At 73.3% G+C, this 15,357-nt stretch carries 14 protein-coding genes and 1 pseudogene; 4 read left to right on the top strand and 11 right to left on the bottom strand.

Annotation, left to right across the window (positions count from 1 at the left end):
* Positions 1-54: 54 nt before the first annotated feature.
* Positions 55-519 (bottom strand): redox-sensitive transcriptional activator SoxR, encoded by a 465-nt coding sequence (gene soxR, locus GTY47_RS25410; protein ID WP_010046244.1) that lies wholly within the window; start codon positions 517-519, stop codon positions 55-57.
* Between the two features lie 108 nt (positions 520-627).
* On the opposite strand from soxR, the gene GTY47_RS25405 reads away from it, so the two are divergent.
* Positions 628-1,089, top strand: a complete 462-nt coding sequence (locus GTY47_RS25405) for a MaoC family dehydratase (protein ID WP_010046241.1) — start codon at positions 628-630, stop codon at positions 1,087-1,089.
* On the opposite strand, the gene GTY47_RS25400 is transcribed toward GTY47_RS25405, so the two are convergent.
* The 3 genes from GTY47_RS25400 to GTY47_RS25390 all read right to left on the bottom strand — a co-directional run bounded on the left by GTY47_RS25400 (position 1,080) and on the right by GTY47_RS25390 (position 3,284).
* Positions 1,080-1,724: a TetR/AcrR family transcriptional regulator gene (locus tag GTY47_RS25400; protein WP_010046239.1), complete on the bottom strand. Its 645-nt coding sequence runs from the start codon at positions 1,722-1,724 to the stop codon at positions 1,080-1,082. The genes GTY47_RS25405 and GTY47_RS25400 overlap by 10 nt on opposite strands.
* Before the next feature lie 83 nt (positions 1,725-1,807).
* Positions 1,808-2,071 (bottom strand): YiaA/YiaB family inner membrane protein, encoded by a 264-nt coding sequence (locus tag GTY47_RS25395; protein ID WP_010046236.1) that lies wholly within the window; start codon positions 2,069-2,071, stop codon positions 1,808-1,810.
* Positions 2,072-2,132: 61 nt separating this feature from the next.
* Entirely contained in the window at positions 2,133-3,284 is a 1,152-nt protein-coding gene (locus tag GTY47_RS25390; protein ID WP_010046234.1) for an acyl-CoA dehydrogenase family protein, read from the bottom strand.
* Between the two features lie 77 nt (positions 3,285-3,361).
* Between GTY47_RS25390 and GTY47_RS25385 the strand changes: the two genes are divergently transcribed.
* From GTY47_RS25385 to GTY47_RS25375, 3 genes are all read left to right on the top strand, one after another.
* On the top strand, positions 3,362-4,003 hold the full coding sequence (locus GTY47_RS25385; RefSeq protein WP_029181618.1) for a TetR/AcrR family transcriptional regulator: 642 nt from the start codon (positions 3,362-3,364) through the stop codon (positions 4,001-4,003).
* 56 nt (positions 4,004-4,059) lie between these two features.
* Positions 4,060-4,770: a winged helix-turn-helix domain-containing protein gene (locus tag GTY47_RS25380; protein ID WP_010046228.1), complete on the top strand. Its 711-nt coding sequence runs from the start codon at positions 4,060-4,062 to the stop codon at positions 4,768-4,770.
* 106 nt (positions 4,771-4,876) lie between these two features.
* Positions 4,877-5,833: a DMT family transporter gene (locus GTY47_RS25375; protein ID WP_029181617.1), complete on the top strand. Its 957-nt coding sequence runs from the start codon at positions 4,877-4,879 to the stop codon at positions 5,831-5,833.
* Here the strand turns inward: GTY47_RS25375 and GTY47_RS25370 are convergent.
* From GTY47_RS25370 to GTY47_RS25340, 7 genes and pseudogenes are all read right to left on the bottom strand, one after another.
* On the bottom strand, positions 5,822-7,192 hold the full coding sequence (locus tag GTY47_RS25370) for an MFS transporter (RefSeq protein ID WP_010046223.1): 1,371 nt from the start codon (positions 7,190-7,192) through the stop codon (positions 5,822-5,824). The genes GTY47_RS25375 and GTY47_RS25370 overlap by 12 nt on opposite strands.
* Before the next feature lie 193 nt (positions 7,193-7,385).
* Positions 7,386-8,468 carry a Zn-dependent alcohol dehydrogenase gene (locus GTY47_RS25365; RefSeq protein WP_010046221.1) on the bottom strand — a complete coding sequence of 361 codons (1,083 nt, stop codon included), beginning with the start codon at positions 8,466-8,468 and terminating at the stop codon, positions 7,386-7,388.
* Between the two features lie 21 nt (positions 8,469-8,489).
* Positions 8,490-9,878 carry an aldehyde dehydrogenase family protein gene (locus GTY47_RS25360; RefSeq protein WP_010046219.1) on the bottom strand — a complete coding sequence of 463 codons (1,389 nt, stop codon included), beginning with the start codon at positions 9,876-9,878 and terminating at the stop codon, positions 8,490-8,492.
* A gap of 129 nt (positions 9,879-10,007) precedes the next feature.
* The gene (locus tag GTY47_RS25355) at positions 10,008-11,348 is read right to left on the bottom strand and encodes an ABC transporter ATP-binding protein (protein ID WP_010046216.1); all 1,341 of its coding nucleotides are present in this window, start codon (positions 11,346-11,348) and stop codon (positions 10,008-10,010) included.
* Between the two features lie 166 nt (positions 11,349-11,514).
* Positions 11,515-12,000: pseudogene (locus GTY47_RS41200) on the bottom strand (class F sortase); the annotation flags it as partial.
* Between the two features lie 1,423 nt (positions 12,001-13,423).
* Positions 13,424-14,008 (bottom strand): hypothetical protein, encoded by a 585-nt coding sequence (locus GTY47_RS25345; RefSeq protein ID WP_173937321.1) that lies wholly within the window; start codon positions 14,006-14,008, stop codon positions 13,424-13,426.
* Positions 14,009-14,108: 100 nt separating this feature from the next.
* Positions 14,109-15,338, bottom strand: coding sequence for an MFS transporter (locus GTY47_RS25340; protein ID WP_029181616.1), 1,230 nt, complete (start codon positions 15,336-15,338; stop codon positions 14,109-14,111).
* Positions 15,339-15,357: the final 19 nt, after the last annotated feature.

Raw genomic sequence — 15,357 nt, 5'->3', positions numbered from 1 at the left:
GTTCCGAGGACGGACACCCCCCGACGCGGCCCCGACACCACCGGCGAGCAGGCGCTAACCGCGCCCCTTGTCCACCAGCAGGCGCGACCCCGCCCGGCGCTCGCCGAAGGCGTCGCCCGGGTTGGAGAGGACGCAGGTGTCGAGGGAGAGACAGCCGCAGCCGATGCAGTCGGTGAGGTGATCACGAAGGCGGTTCAGCTGCTTGATGCGTTCGTCCAGCTCCGAGCGCCAGGCCTCCGAGAGATGGGCCCAGTCCTCCCGGGTCGGCGTCCGCTCGTCGGGCAGCTCCGCCAGCGCCTCGCGGATCGTCGCCAGCGGAATGCCGACCCGCTGCGCGGCCCGGATGAAGGCGACCCTGCGCAGCGTGTCACGCGCGTACCGGCGCTGGTTGCCGGCCGTCCGGCGACTGCTGATCAGGCCCTTCGACTCGTAGAAGTGCAGGGCGGAAACGGCGGCCCCGCTGCGCGCCGCCAGCTGGCCGACCGTGAGCTCGTGGATCTTCTCTGAAATCTGGGGCACCCCGCGAACCCTACCCAGTCCGTTGACACGACTCTCCCGGCCGACCATGCTAAGCAGTCGCTTAGAGATTCAAGCGCACGCAGACTTCCTGACGCGAGAGGCCGGGACATGGCACAGCCGAGGATCTTCACGTCCGTCGACGACCTGAAGTCGGCGGTGGGCGAGCAACTGGGGTACACCGACTGGCTCGACATCGACCAGAAGCGGATCGACCTCTTCGCGGAGGCCACCGGCGACCACCAGTGGATCCACGTCGACCCCGAGAAGGCCGCCGCGGGTCTCTTCGGCACCACCATCGCCCACGGCTATCTCACGCTGTCGCTGCTCCCCCTCTTCGGACCGCAGCTGATCTCCGTCGAGGGCGTGAAGATGGGCGTCAACTACGGGACGAACAAGGTCCGTTTCCCCGCCCCCGTCCCCGTCGGCTCCCGGCTCCGCGCCACCGCGACCATCAGCGCCGTCGACGACGTGCCCGGCGGCGTCCAGGTGACCGTCGCCTTCACCGTGGAACGCGAGGGCGGCGACAAGCCCGTGTGCGTCGCCGAGTCCGTCTCCCGCTACTACCTCTGACCCCGGGGCGCTTCCCCGTCCCCCACCATCCGCAGCACGAGGTCGGCGTACAGCGCGCCGACCTCGTCCGGCGTCCACGGCCCGTCCACGTTGAACCAACGGGCCACGTCGATGCACAGCGAGAGCACGGCCAGGGTCGTGCCCTTCACGTCCAGCACGTCGAACTCACCGGCCGCCACGCCGTCCTCGATGATTCCCCGCACCTCGGCGTCGCACTGCCGCCGCAGCGCGAGGATCTCGGCGCGGGCGTCCGGACCGAGCGAGTCCAGCTCGTACTGGACGACCCGGGCGGTGGTGCGTCCACCGGCGTGCCACCGTACGAAGGAGCTGACCGCGCCGGCCAGGCGCTCGCGTGCGGTGCCCTCCCGCCGGGCCGCCGTCCGCAGGATCTCCAGGGCCTTCTCGTGCCCGATCCTGCTGATGCGGTGCAGCAGCTCTTCCTTGGTCTTGTAGTGGATGTAGAGCGCGGCCGGGCTCATCCCGGCGCGACCCGCGATGTCCCGGGTCGTCGTGGCGTGGTACCCGCGCTCGGCGAAGGCCTCCACCGCGGCGATCAGCAGCCGTCGCGCCGCGTCGGGCGTGACCTCGCCCCACGCCTGCGCCTCGCCGCCGGCCGTCTCCTCCGCCGTACTCATCACTCGCCCCTCTCCACCGACAGGGACAACACCATACCGCCGAAGGTGAGCGCTCGCTTAGTGCGACCGCCCGGTGCGCCCGCTCAGCGCTTCTCGAAGGAGGTGTACGAGGGCGAGGGAGAGGGAGAGGGCGCCGTCCCCTCCTGCCGGTCCCGGATCACCTTGGCCAGGGTGAAGGAGGAGGTGACCAGGTACAGAACGGCGATGGCGAGGAAGCCCCGTACCCAGGCGTCGGCGCTCAGCTGGTAGATGCCGATCGCGGTGGCCGCCATGGCGACGGCGAAGGAGGCGACGGCCTGGCCGTAGAAGGCGGCCGTGTTCTGCTTGCTGCCCGGTGTGTCACTCATGGCGCCAAGCTTCCGGCGGAGGTGGCCCGCGCCACATCCGCCGACGTACTCAGGGATGTACTCAGAACGCCGAAACGCCCGTGAGCGCCCGCCCTATGACCAGCTTCTGGATCTGGCTCGTGCCCTCGTAGAGGGTCATCACGCGGGCGTCCCGCAGCAGCTTGCCCGCGGGGTACTCGTCGATGTAGCCGTAGCCGCCGAAGACCTGGAGCGCGTTGTTCGCGGCGCGGACGGCCGCCTCCGAGGCGAACAGCTTGGCCTTGGACGACTCGACGGCGAACGGCTGCCCGCGGTCGATCAGGTCGGCGACCCGCCAGGTCAGCAGCCGGGCGGCGTCGACGTCCACGGCGATGTCGCTGATCAGTTCCTGGACCAGCTGGTGACGGGCGATGGTCTTCCCGAACTGCTCGCGCTCGCCCGCGTACCGCACGGCCGCGTCCAGTGCGGCCTGGGCTATGCCGACACAGCCCGCGGCGACCGACATCCGGCCCTTGGCGAGGGCGGACATGGCGACCGAGAAGCCCTTGCCCTCCTCCCCCAGCAGCGCCGAGGCGGGCACCCGCACGTCCTCCAGCACCAGCTCGGCCGTGGCCTGGCCGCGCAGCCCCAGCTTCCCGTGGATCGTGCGGCACGTCAGGCCGGGCGTATCGGTGGGGACCAGGAAGGCGGACACGCCCTTGTGGCCGGGGGCGCCCGTGGAGCGGGCGAAGAGCAGGACGACGTCGGCCCAGGTGCCGTTGGTGATGAACATCTTGGTGCCGTTGATGACGTAGTCCTCGCCGTCCCGCACCGCCCGCGTCGCGAGGTTGCCGGCGTCCGAGCCCGTGCCCGGCTCGGTCAGGCCGAAGCAACCGACCGACTCGCCGGACGTGAGCCCCGGCAGCCAGCGCCGCTTCTGCTCCTCGCTCCCCCAGGCGGCGACGGACTTCGCGACGAGCCCCAGGGAGACGGAGACGATGCCGCGCACGGACGAGTCGCCCCGGCCGAGTTCCTCCGTGACCAGGCAGTACGCCAGGTGGTCGCCGCCCGAGCCGCCGTACTCCTCGTCGATCGTCAGGCCCAGGAAACCGACCTCGCCGAGTTTCTTGACGATCGCCCGGTCGACTTCCTCGGCGCGGTCCCAGGCGACGGCGTGCGGGGCGATCTCGCGCTCGACGAAGTCCCGGGCGAGATGCCGTACGGCGGTCTGCTCCTCGCTGAGCTCCAGATTCACCACAAGCCACTCCACTTGAAAGCCGTACATTTAAATTAGCACTGCTAGTTTCGATCGGCAGCCCTACTATGTGCGCCATGGCCCGACCGCGCAAGCCCCTGCTCAGCACCGACCGGATCGTCGAGACGGCCCGGGCGCTCGTGGACGCGGAGGGCCTCGCGGCCGTCTCCACGCGTCGGCTCGCCGCCGAACTCGGGGTCAGCGGGCCCTCGCTCTACAACCACTTCCGCACCAAGGACGAGATCCTGGAGGCGGTCGCCGACTCCGTGAGCGGCCAGGTGGACCTGACGATGTTCCAGGACGGCCGGGACTGGCGGACCGCGCTGCACGACTGGGCCGTCTCCTACCGGGCCGCGCTGCGCGACCACCCGAACATCGTCCCGGTGCTGGCCCGCGGCCCCGGCCGCCGCCCGGCCGGGCTGCGCCTGGCGGACGCCGTCTACGGCGCGATGGTCGAGGCGGGCTGGCCGCCGGCCCAGGCCACGTCCATCGGCGCGCTGATGCGCTACTTCGTGATGGGTTCCGCGCTCGGCTCCTTCGCCGGGGGATTCGTGGACGACGCGAGCGCCTACGACCCTGCGGACTACCCCCATCTCCAGCAGGCCCATCTGCTCGCGGAGCAGCAGGAGAAGATCGACGAGCGGGCCTTCGAGACCGGGCTGACGGCCCTGCTCGACGGGCTGGCACGGCAGTACGAGCAGGTGCGGCGGAGCGCGTAGCACCATCGCGGGACACTTCGGCGGCGGCCGAAGAGTCCGTGTTCCATGCTGGGGACATGACGACGAGAGACCCGCAGGCCACGGCCCTGGCCCGGCTGGCGGCGCTGTTCGCGGACGAGACCCGGGCCGCGTGCCTGCTGGCGCTGCTCGACGGGCGGGCCTGGACCGCGAGCGAACTGGCGCGGCACGCGGGTGTCGCCGCCTCGACGCTGAGCGAGCACCTCGGCCGGCTCGTCGCGGGCGGGTTGCTCGCCGAGGAGCGGCAGGGCCGGCACCGGTACGTCCGGCTGGCCGACGCGCGAGTCGCGCAGCTGGTGGAGGACCTGGCGGCGCAGGTCGCGCCGGGTACGGCCGTACGGCCGCGGAACCTGCGGGAGTCCAGCGCCGGTTCGGCGATGGCCCGGGGCCGCACCTGCTACGACCATCTCGCCGGGCGGCTCGGCATCGCGGTCACGGACGCGCTGACGGCGCGCGGGCTGCTGCAGCAGGAGACCGGGTTCGCGCTCACCGACGCCGCGCTGGCGTGGTTCGAGTCGGCCGGTATCGGCCTCGACCGGCGTGGCCGGCGCCCCCTGGCCCGGGCCTGTCTCGACTGGACCGAACGCCGGCCTCATCTCGCGGGCGTCGCGGGAGCGGCGCTGTGCCGGCACGCCCTGGACACGGGGTGGTGCGTGCGTATCGGCTCCGAGCGGGCCGTGAAGGTGACGGCTGCCGGTGAGCGGGCCCTGTTCGATCTGCTGGGCGTTCAGGCGGCGGTGCTGCGCTGACCCGAAGCCCCGTCGGACAGGCCCCGGCGCGCGGTCCGGTGGTCCGCGAACGCCCCGTCCGAAATTCGCGAGCGTCCGTTCCCCCTCCCCTCCTAGCCTCGGGATCATGATGAACCACACCCCGCCCCGTCCCGCCCGCCGGGCCGAGCTGCTGGCCGCCGGTGCGGCCGCGGTGACCGTCGTACTGTGGGCGTCCGCCTTCGTCTCCATCCGCAGTGCGGGGGAGGCGTACTCGCCGGGCGCGCTGGCGCTCGGGCGGCTGCTGGCCGGGTCGCTGACACTGGGGGTGATCTGCCTGCTGCGGCGGGAGGGGTGGCCGCCGCGGTCGGCCTGGCGCGGGATCGCGGTGTCGGGGCTGCTGTGGTTCGGCGTCTACATGGTCGCCCTCAACTGGGGCGAGCAGCAGGTCGACGCGGGTACGGCCGCCCTGGTCGTGAACACCGGGCCGATCCTCATCGCGCTGCTGGGTGCCCGGTTGCTCGGTGATCCGATGCCGCCGCGGCTGCTGGCGGGGATGGCGGTGTCGTTCGCCGGTGCGGTGACCGTGGGTCTCTCGATGTCCGGTGAGGGCGGCTCCTCCGTGCTCGGGGTGGTGCTGTGCCTGCTGGCGGCGGTCACCTACGCCGGTGGTGTCGTCGCGCAGAAGCCGGCGCTGGGCACGGCCAGTCCGTTGCAGGTGACGACGTTCGGCTGCCTGGCCGGCGCGGTGGTCTGTCTGCCGTTCGCCGGGCAGCTCGTCCAGGAGGCCGCCGACGCGCCGGCCTCCGCGACGCTCAACATGGTGTACCTGGGCGTCTTTCCGACCGCCCTGGCCTTCACGACGTGGGCGTACGCCCTGTCCCGGACGACCGCGAGCCGGATGGGTGCGACGACCTACGCGGCGCCCGCGCTGGTCGTCCTGATGTCCTGGCTGTTCCTCGGCGAGGTGCCGGGGCTGCTCACCCTGGTCGGCGGCGTGCTGTGCCTGGCGGGTGTCGCGGTGTCCCGGTCGCGGGCCCGGGCCGGGTCTGCGGGAGCGGTTCCGCAGCCCCGGCCCGAGCGGGCCTCGGACTCAGCCCGCTGACGTGGCCGGGGGCTCGGCCTCCGGCCCGTCCTCGGTTTCCGCCGCGCGTGCCCGGTCCGCGAGGACCTTGATCGAGACCAGCGCGATCACCGAGAGCGCGATGATGTAGCCCGACACCGCCATCGAGGTGCCCGTCGCCTCCAGCAGCAGCACCATGACGAAGGGGGCGAGGCCGCCGCCCGCGACGGCCGCGATCTGGTAGCCGAGGGAGGCGCCGGTGTAGCGCATCTCGGGCGTGAACAGCTCGGCGAACAGGGCGGCCTGGGGGCCGTACATGATGCTCAGGAAGCAGCTGGCGACGAACGTGCCGACCGCGAGCCAGAGCAGCGAGCCGGTGTCGATCAGCAGGAAGAGCGGCACGGCCCACAGCGCGATGCCGGCCGCCCCGAAGGCGTAGATCCGGATGCGGCCGATGCGGTCGGAGAGCGCGGCGGCGGCCGGGATCAGCACGAGCTGGGTGAGGCTGACGCAGAGCGAGACCGTGAGCACCGGGCCCTTCCTCATGTCCAGCTCGCGGGTCGTGTAGTCGAGGACACCGGTGATGAGGATGTAGAAGGTCGCGGTGTTCACGGCGAAGGAGCCGCCGGCGAGGAGCACCGTGCCGAGGTGGCCGCGCAGGATCGTGCGCAGCGGCGAGCTCTGCTCGGTCTTCTCCTGCTCCGCGAGGGCGCGTTCGGCCTCCCGGAACGCCGGGGTCTCCTCGACACGGGTGTGGATGTACCAGGCGAGGGCGAGGACGAGCAGTCCGACCAAGAACGGCACGCGCCAGCCCCAGGCCGCGAACGCCGAGTCGGTGGTGAGCGCGCCGGCGACCAGGAAGACCGTGTTGGCACTCACCACGCCGATGGGGACGCCGAGCTGGACGACACTGCCGTAGACGCCGCGCTTGCCCTCCGGGGCGTACTCGGTGGCCAGGAGCATCGCACCGCCCCACTGGGCGCCGACGGCGACGCCCTGTGCGACGCGGAGCAGGACGAGCAGGATCGGGGCGGCGACGCCGATCGTCTCGTACGTCGGCAGCAAGCCGATGCCGGTGGTGGCCACGCCCATCAGCGTGAGGGCGAGGACCAGCATCGGCTTGCGGCCGCGCTTGTCGCCGAGGTGGCCGGCGACGATGCCGCCGAGGGGGCGGGCGAGGAAGCCGACGGCGAACGTGGCGAAGGAGGCCAGCACGCCGGCGCTGGGGCTGCCGGCGGGGAAGTACAGGTCGCCGAGGACGAGGGCGGCGGCGATGCCGAAGACGAAGTAGTCGTACCACTCGACGGCCGAGGCGAGGGCCGCGGCGGTGGCCACGCGGCGGCGATTGCCCACGGCGGGCGCGGTGGCGGTGTGCGACTGAGCGGAAGGGGCCGTGTCCATGCGGTGCACGCTCCGGTGGGTGCGGGGACGGAACGGGGGGTGGCTCGATGGTCCGGGGAACGTACTGACCGGACGGTATGTACGTCAACGGGTCGCACACCAGGACTTTTGCCTGTAGGCGCCAACGACTACGGCTCCGGGCACGGCTGAGGCCCCGGCCTCGCGCGGAGGCCGGGGTGCGGGACGAAGCGGACTAGAAGACGACCAGTGCCCGGCCGCCCTTGCCCGCCAGCATGTTCTCGAAGGCCGCCGGGATGCCGTCCAGACCGATGCGCTCGGTCACCAGGGCGGTCAGGTCCAGACGGCCCGCCCGGACGTGTTCGGCGAGTACCGGGAGGTCCTCGGCGGGGTTGGAGTTGCCGTAGACGCAGCCGGAGAGGGTGCGGCCCCAGTGGAAGATCTCCAGGGCGTTGAAGGTGACCTGCTGGTCCTTGCCGCCGATGCCGACGACCGTGGTGCGGCCGCCGCGGCGGGTGGAGTCCCAGGCCGTGCGGATGGAGACCGCGCGGCCGGCGCACTCGACGGCGACATCGACGCCCTGCCTGCCCGTGCGGGCGCGGATCTCGCGGGCGGTGGTCTCGGAGGCCAGGACGTAGTCGGTGGCCCCGGCCGTCCGGGCCAGCTCCTCCTTCCCGGCGGACACGTCCACGGCGACGATCTTCGAGGCACCCGCGATCCGAGCCGCCTGGATCGCCGCGAGCCCCACTCCCCCGGCGCCGAACACCGCGACCGTCTCGCCCTCGCGGACCCGGGCCGAGTGGTGGACGGCGCCGTAGCCGGTGAGGACGGCGCAGCCGAGGAGGGCCGCGTCGGTGAGCGGGACGCCGTCCGGAACGGGCAGGACGCAGGAGGCGGACACCACCGTCTCCTCGGCGAACGCGGCGACGTTCAGGCCGGGGTGGAGGTCGGTCCCCTCGGTGGTGCGGGCGTAGACGTCGGCGGCGCCGCTCAGGGCGTCGGCGCACAGCCAGACCTCGCCGAGCGAGCAGGCGTGGCAGGTGCCGCAGGACGGTGCCCAGTTGAGGACGACCCCGTCGCCGGGCGCGATGTGGGTGACGCCCTCGCCGACGGCGACGACCGTACCGGCGCCCTCGTGGCCGAGGACGGCGGGTGCGGGCACGCGCATGGTGCCGTTGGACAGGGACAGGTCGGAGTGGCAGACGCCGGCTGCGGCGAGCCGGACGCGGACCTGGCCGGGTCCGGGGTCGGGCAGGTCGATGCCGGTGATCTCCAGCGGGGAACCTACGGCGGGCAGGACGGCGGCGCGGACAGCCATGGCGGACGGGACTCCCCTGGGCTAGAACTGGAGGGACTTGGTCTGGAGGTACTCGGTCAGGCCGTGCACGCCGAGTTCGCGGCCCACGCCCGACTGCTTGTAGCCGCCGAAGGGGGCGAGGGGGTTGAAGCGGCCGCCGTTGATGTCGACCTGGCCGGTCTCCATCCGGCGTGCGAAGGCCACCGCCTCGGCCTCGTCCCCGGCCCAGACGGCGCCGGCCAGGCCGTAGACCGTGCCGTTGGCGATCCGCAGGGCCTCCTCCTCGTCCTCGTAGCGCAGGATCGACAGGACCGGGCCGAAGATCTCCTCCTGTGCGATGGTCATGCCCTCGGTGACGTCGGCGAAGACGGTCGGACTGACGAAGTAGCCCTTCTCGCGCGGGGCTTCGGGCCCGCCGGCGACCAGCCGGGCGCCTTCCGCTACGCCCCTCTCGATGTAGCCGCGCACCCGGGCCTGCTGCTTGGCGTTGACGACCGGACCGATGCGCTCGCCGTACTTGGCGGCGGCCGTCGCGGCGAGTTCCACCGCCTCGTCGTACTGGTCGCGGTGGACCAGCATGCGGGTCCAGGCGCTGCACGTCTGCCCGGAGTTGGACATGACGTTGGCGACGCCGACGTTGACCGCCTTGGCGAGGTCGGCGGTCGGGAGGATGACGTTGGCGGACTTGCCGCCGAGTTCGAGGGCGACCTTCTTGACCTGCCCGGCGGCGATCGCGGCGATCCGCCGGCCGACGGCGGTGGAGCCGGTGAAGGAGACCAGGTCGACGCCCGGGTGCTCGGCGAGGGCCTGGCCGGCGACCGGGCCGAGGCCGGTGACCAGGTTGAAGACGCCCGCCGGGATCCCGGCCTCGTGCACGGCGTCGGCGAAGAGGCGGGCGACCAGCGGGGTGTCCTCGGCGGGCTTCACGACGACCGTGCAGCCCGCCGCGAGAGCCGGGGCGACCTTGGCCACGATCTGGTGCAGGGGGTAGTTCCAGGGCGTGATCGCGGCCACGACACCGACCGGCTCGTGGTGGACGACCGAGTTGCCGGTCTTCTCCTCGAAGGCGTACGTCGCCGCCAGCTCGGCGTAGGAGCCCGCGACCGCGATCGGCACGGCCGCGTGGACCGTCTGGGAGAGCTTCAGGGGTGCGCCGAGTTCGGCGGTGACGGTCTCGGCGATCTCGTCCGCGCGGGCCACGAGCACGTCCCGCAGGGCACTGAGGCGCGCCGCGCGCTCGGCGGGCGGGGTGGTGGCCCAGTCGGGGAGCGCGGCGCGGGCGGCCCGTACGGCGGCGTCGACGTCCTCGGCGGTGCCGGCCGGGACCGTGCCGATGACCTGCTCGTCGGCCGGGTTCACGACCTCGATCACGTCCTGGCCGGCGGCGGGGCGCCAGGCGCCCCCGATGTACATGCCGTCGTATGCCTTCATCGCGCTTCCTCCGGGGCGGGGCGTCGTCGTCCGGAACATAAACTAGCGACGATAGTTTTCCGGCGCCAGACGTCCCGGGGTCCCGGGTCATCACAGCACGGCCGGGGCCCCGCCCGGGTGTGCGGCTCCTCACTCCCCCAGGTCGGGCAGGTGCGCCGGGTGCGGGCAGATTCGGTCGCCGTGCTGGTCGAAGACGAAGAGGTGGGCGAGGTCGACGAGGAGCGGCACCTGCATGCCGTGGCGCAGGGCCAGGTCCGGGGTGGTGCGCACGATGAGGTCGCCGGGCAGGCGGGGTTCGGCGGCCGGAGGGCGGGCTCCGGCGTCCCGGGGGTCGTCCAGGGCCACGACGGGGCCCGACCGTCCGGCTCCGGTCCGCTCCCGCAGCCGGGTGAGGACCGAGGCCTCACGGCGGCGGCGCCGGGCGGGGCGGCCGGGGCGGGGGCGCGGGGCCTCCAGTTCGGGGACGACGGCGGGGCGGGAGCCGGTGTTGAAGTGGACGAGGATCTCGTGCCCCTGGAACTCCACGTGCTCGACCAGGCCGGTGATCGGCACCTCGCCGGGGCGGGCCGCGGAGTGCTTGGCGATCCGGACGGCCTCCGAGCGCAGGCCCACGATGACCTCGCGGCCCTGCTGGACGCGCAGCAACTGGTGGTCCAGGGAGAGCGGCTCGGGCAGGCGCAGGAACTGCTTGCCCAGGCTGATGGTCATCGCGCCGTCCAGCGGGGCGCGCACCAGACCGCGCAGCAGGTTGATGCGCGGGGTGCCGATGAAGGCGGCGACGAAGACGTTGCTGGGCAGCGCGTAGACGACACGCGGGCTGTCGACCTGCTGGAGCACGCCGCCGCGCAGCACGGCGACCCGGTCGCCGAGCGACATGGCCTCGGCCTGGTCGTGGGTGACGTAGATGGTGGTGACACCCAGCTCCTTGGTCAGCTGGGAGATCTCGGCGCGCAGATGGGTGCGGAGCTTGGCGTCGAGGTTGGACAGCGGCTCGTCCATCAGGAAGGCGGAGGGGTGGCGGGCGATGGCCCGGCCCATGGCGACCCGCTGGCGTTCACCGCCGGAGAGCTGGCCGGGCAGGCGGTCGAGTAGGTCCTCGATGCCCAGCATCCGGGCGGTGGCGTCCACGCGCGGGGTGGGGTCCGTGCCCGGGGCCTCGATGCGCAGCGGGAAGCCGATGTTGGCGCGGCTGGTCATGTTCGGGTAGAGGGCGAAGTTCTGGAAGACCATCGCCATGTCCCGCCCGGACGGCGGCAGGTCGTTGGCGTACTCGCCGTCGAGCAGCAGCTCGCCCTCGTCGATCTCCTCCAGTCCGGCGATCATCCGGAGCACGGTCGACTTGCCGCAGCCGGACGGGCCGAGCAGCACGAGGAATTCGCCCGGCGTGATGTCCAGCGACAGCCGGTCCACGACGCGGGCGCCCCGCGTGTAGGCCTTGCTCACGTCGTGCAGGGAGATGGCGCGTGTCATGAGGTGCCCCCGAGGGGTCATCAGGGCGCTGGTGCTCCGCGGTCGGAAGCCCCGTGCGGGTCGTACGGGGCTGTGGGTCACGGAAGTTAACGGAATGTGCGCGGCCTGGGGAAGACACCGGGCGGGATCCGGGCCTTCCGTCCACCTGGTGAGAAGGTGCCCTAGGTCAGCGGACGCCGGTGAGGTGGGCGAAGACCACGACGTTCCCGGAGTAGCCCTTCCTGCGGTCGTAGTTGCCGCCGCAGGTGATCAGGCGCAGCTCGGGGCGGCTTCGGGCGCCGTACACCTCCTTGCTGGGGAAGTGCGCCTTCTCGTACGACTTGATCTTGTCCACGGTGTAGACGGCGATCCGCCCGTCGGCGCGGCGGGCCTTGACGACGAGGCCGGGTTTCAGCTGTGTCAGCCCGGCGAAGACGGCGGGACCGGTGTCCGTGTCCAGATGCCCGACGGCCACGGCGGTGCCCTGCTCGCCGGGCGAGGCGCCGTGCTTGTACCAGCCGACTAGCTTGGGGTCGTCCTCCGGGGGCGCGGTGAGGCGGCCGTCCCGGTCGAGGCCCAGGCCCATGACCGGGGCGTCGACGCTGAGGTAGGGGATGAGCAGGCGGGTGGCCCGGGAGGGGGGCAGCGGGCGGGGTGATACCGGGGGGCGGGACGGTCGTGCGGTGGGGGTGGCGGTGCGGTTCGGGTCGGCGTCGGGGGCGGGCCTCTGGTGCCGTGCCCCGGGGACGTCGGCGGGCGGCCGCTGGTGCCGTGCACCCTGGGCGCCGGTGGAGGGCGCGGGCGTGGGGGATCCGAGCCCCCGGGGCCGGGCGGTGCGGGACCCGGCGGCATCGGGTCCGGGGGCGGGGGTCGCGGCCGTACGGGACGCCGGTGCCCGGGACGTGCCGGTCTGGGGGCCGGGTTCCCGGGAGGGGCGGGGTGGGGCGGCCGGGGCGTCGTCCGACCCGTCCGGCGCGGCGGCGGTGGCGGCACCCGGGTCGCCCGGCACGGCAGCGGCAGCCCCCGCGGAGCCCGGCGGGAGGGCCGTGGCCGCCCTGTCGGGTTCTCCACCCCGGTCCACGCAGACACCACACACGAGCAGGAAGACGGTCACCACGATCGTCCGCGTCAGGCGGTAGGCGCGCGTCCGGTACCAGGGCTTGCGGGGACGCCGGCGCCGCGCCACCGGAACAGCGGCGTACCCGGAACCCGCCCTGCGCCGCCCCGCCGGAACAGCGGCGTACCCGGAACCCGCCCTGCGCCGCCCCGCCGGAACAGCGGCGTACCCGGAACCCGCCCTGCGCCGCCCCGCCGGAACAGCGGCGTACCCGGAACCCGCCCTGCGCCGCCCCGCCGGAACAGCGGCGGCACCGGTTCCGGCCTCACGCCGGACCACCGGGCCGGTGCCGCCCCCGTACCCCGGCCCTCGCCGCGTCACGCGAGCAGCACCGGGCCCGGGCCCGGCCCCCCGCCGCAGCCCCGCCTCAGCATCGGGAGCCACCACGACCCCACGCCGCCCCGCCGGAACCCCGCCGGAGCCTGCCCGACCGCCACGCCGCCCCGCCGGCACGGCAGCGGAACCGGAGCCTGCCCCACGCCGATCCACCGGGCCCGCCTCAGCCCCGGGACCAGCTCCACGCCGAGCCGTCGGCCCCGCCTCAGCCCCGAGACCACCTCCACGCCGAAACACCGACCCCGCCTCGGCCCCGGGACCATCCCCACGCCGAAACACCGGGCCCGGCTCAGCCCAAAGACCAGCTCCACGCCGATCCACCGACCCCGGCTCAGCCCAAAGACCAGCTCCAAGCCGATCCACCGACCCCGCCGCAGCCCCGAGACCACCCCCACGCCGAACCACCGACCCCGCCTCAACCCCATGCTCAGCCCCACGCCGCACTCTCGAGCCGGTCTCAACCCCACGCTCAGTCCCACGCCGCACTTTCGAGCCGGTCTCAGGCCGATAGCCGCCCCCGCGCCGAACCACCGAGCCGGCGCCGGGGCCGGCCCCTCCCTCACCCCGCCCCACCGGGGCCGCACCAACGCCCTCCCCGGGCCCACGCCACTCCACCGGAGCGGCGCGATACGCGGAACGCGGCCTACGCCGCGCCATCGGGGCGGCGACGGAGCCGGAACCAGACCGTCCCGGCGACGGCGGCCAGCCCGACGGCGGCGGCGCCGGCGACCGGCGTGAAGGCCTCGGCACGGGCGATGCCGCCGCCACCCGCCGGCGGGCCGCCGTTGGGCGTGATCGCGGTGGGCGTGGCCTTGGAGGCCGGGCAGTCGACCTGGAACACCTTGAACTTGCCCGCGCCGTGGGCCCGGTCGGTGAGCCACGTCAGCTTGTACTGCCCGTTGGGCAGGTCGATGAGCGGTGAGCGGCCCGCCCCGGCCGCGTCGAGGGTGACGGAACCGCTCTCGGCCGGCACCTCGGGCAGGGTCTGGATGGTCCAGTTGACCGTCTCGCCTCCCTCGAAGTCGAACGCGGCGAGGTAGAAGTCGCAGACCTTCGGATCGTTGCGGCGATCGGTGGCGAGCGTCTCGCGGGCGTGGATCTTGACGTCCCCGTTGTCCCCCGGAGCGGCGACAGCGGGCACCGCGCTCAGGGTGGTCCCAGCGAGGGTGAGGGCGGCGAGGACGGCGGTGCGGGTGCCGGCACGGCACGCGGGGGGTACGACGGGCATGAACATGCCTCCAAGTCAGATGATAGTCATACAAACACCTCGTCGCCTGACTCTCTGTCACATGACCGTCGAAACAGTGGCAACTGCGCCCTGCGACGCGTCAGATATCGCTCTTCCGGCGCAGCCGTACCCGCGGCGGGCGGTCCTCGCCCGCCTCCTTCGGCTCCCGCGGTGACCGCACGGCGACACCTGAGGACAGCAGCAACAGCACCCCGAGCATCACGAACGGCGCCGCCACCCCCGCCACCCCGGCGATCAGCCCGGCCGCCGCGGGCGCGGCGACCTGGCCGAGCCGGTTGCCGGTCAGGCGCAGCGCCAGGGCCGTGGAACGGGCCTCGTCGGGAGCGGCCTGGACGACCGTCGTCATGGACAGCGGCTGCCCCACGCCGAGGCAGAAGCCGAGCAGCACCAGCAGCAGCCCGAGCGCCCACACCGGCACCGGCAGGGCGATGCCCGCGCACAGCAGGGCCGCCAGCAGGCAGGTCACCGTGAGCAGCGCGGTGCGGCCGAGCAGCCGCAGCAGCGGCGTCAGCACCAGACGGCACGCGATGGTGGCCGCCGCTCGCAGGCTGAGCAGGACGCCGATCACGGACGGCGCGATGCCCCGGTGCTCCCCGACCACCGGGAGGTAGGCGGTGAGGATGTCGGTCGCGGACAGCACGGCGAGGCTGATGAGGATGCCGGCCGGCACGCCCCGGGTGCGCAGGATGCGCCGGACCGGGACACGATCGCCCTTCTCCGCACGGGACGTGGCCGCCGTACGGCGGTGCTCGATGCGCCACAGCGAGGTGAACGCGACCGCCCCGATCGCGCCCGCCACGATCAGGGCGAGCGCGCTGGTGCCCCTCATGTCGTCACCGCCGATCACCGCGCCCGCGGCGATGGGGCCGACCAGCTGGCCGAGCGCGGCGCCGATGGTGAAGTGGCCGAAGTTGCGGTCCTGGTCGTGCGGCGCGGACTGGCGGGCGACGAGGGACTGGGAGCCGATGACGAAGCAGAGGTGGCCGAGGCCCATCACGCCGCTCCACAGGGCCATCGCCCACAGGGAGTCGGCGACGCCGCTGAGCGCGCAGCCGCCGGATATGAGGACCACGCCGATGGGCAGCAGGGGCGCGCAGCGGCCGTGGTCGGTACGGCGGCCGAGGGGCACGGCCGCGAACAGCGGCAGCAGCGCGTACACACCAGCGATCACGCCGACCGCGCGCTCGTCCGCGCCCAGCGCGAGGGCCCGGTAGGAGACGGCGGGCCGGGCCATCGACACCGCCCCCTGCGCGAAGCTGAAGGCGATGACGAGGCGGAGCAGCCAGCCGCGGTTCCCACCGGGCCTCACGATGTCCTCCATACGGGTC

This window comes from Streptomyces sp. SID5464 (assembly GCF_009862985.1).
GTDB lineage: Bacteria > Actinomycetota > Actinomycetes > Streptomycetales > Streptomycetaceae > Streptomyces > Streptomyces chartreusis_D.
The sequence above is the reverse complement of the archived record's forward strand: the minus strand, read 5'-3'. Positions and strand labels throughout refer to the sequence as shown.

What these genes read in the sequence shown, in the direction of transcription:
- GTY47_RS25405 (WP_010046241.1), top strand. Translation starts at nt 628, where the DNA reads ATGGCACAGCCGAGGATCTTCACGTCCGTCGACGACCTGAAGTCGGCG.
- GTY47_RS25400 (WP_010046239.1), bottom strand. Translation starts at nt 1,724, where the DNA reads ATGAGTACGGCGGAGGAGACGGCCGGCGGCGAGGCGCAGGCGTGGGGC.
- GTY47_RS25395 (WP_010046236.1), bottom strand. Translation starts at nt 2,071, where the DNA reads ATGAGTGACACACCGGGCAGCAAGCAGAACACGGCCGCCTTCTACGGC.
- GTY47_RS25385 (WP_029181618.1), top strand. Translation starts at nt 3,362, where the DNA reads ATGGCCCGACCGCGCAAGCCCCTGCTCAGCACCGACCGGATCGTCGAG.
- GTY47_RS25380 (WP_010046228.1), top strand. Translation starts at nt 4,060, where the DNA reads ATGACGACGAGAGACCCGCAGGCCACGGCCCTGGCCCGGCTGGCGGCG.
- GTY47_RS25375 (WP_029181617.1), top strand. Translation starts at nt 4,877, where the DNA reads ATGATGAACCACACCCCGCCCCGTCCCGCCCGCCGGGCCGAGCTGCTG.
- GTY47_RS25370 (WP_010046223.1), bottom strand. Translation starts at nt 7,192, where the DNA reads ATGGACACGGCCCCTTCCGCTCAGTCGCACACCGCCACCGCGCCCGCC.
- GTY47_RS25365 (WP_010046221.1), bottom strand. Translation starts at nt 8,468, where the DNA reads ATGGCTGTCCGCGCCGCCGTCCTGCCCGCCGTAGGTTCCCCGCTGGAG.
- GTY47_RS25360 (WP_010046219.1), bottom strand. Translation starts at nt 9,878, where the DNA reads ATGAAGGCATACGACGGCATGTACATCGGGGGCGCCTGGCGCCCCGCC.
- GTY47_RS25355 (WP_010046216.1), bottom strand. Translation starts at nt 11,348, where the DNA reads ATGACACGCGCCATCTCCCTGCACGACGTGAGCAAGGCCTACACGCGG.
- GTY47_RS25345 (WP_173937321.1), bottom strand. Translation starts at nt 14,008, where the DNA reads ATGCCCGTCGTACCCCCCGCGTGCCGTGCCGGCACCCGCACCGCCGTC.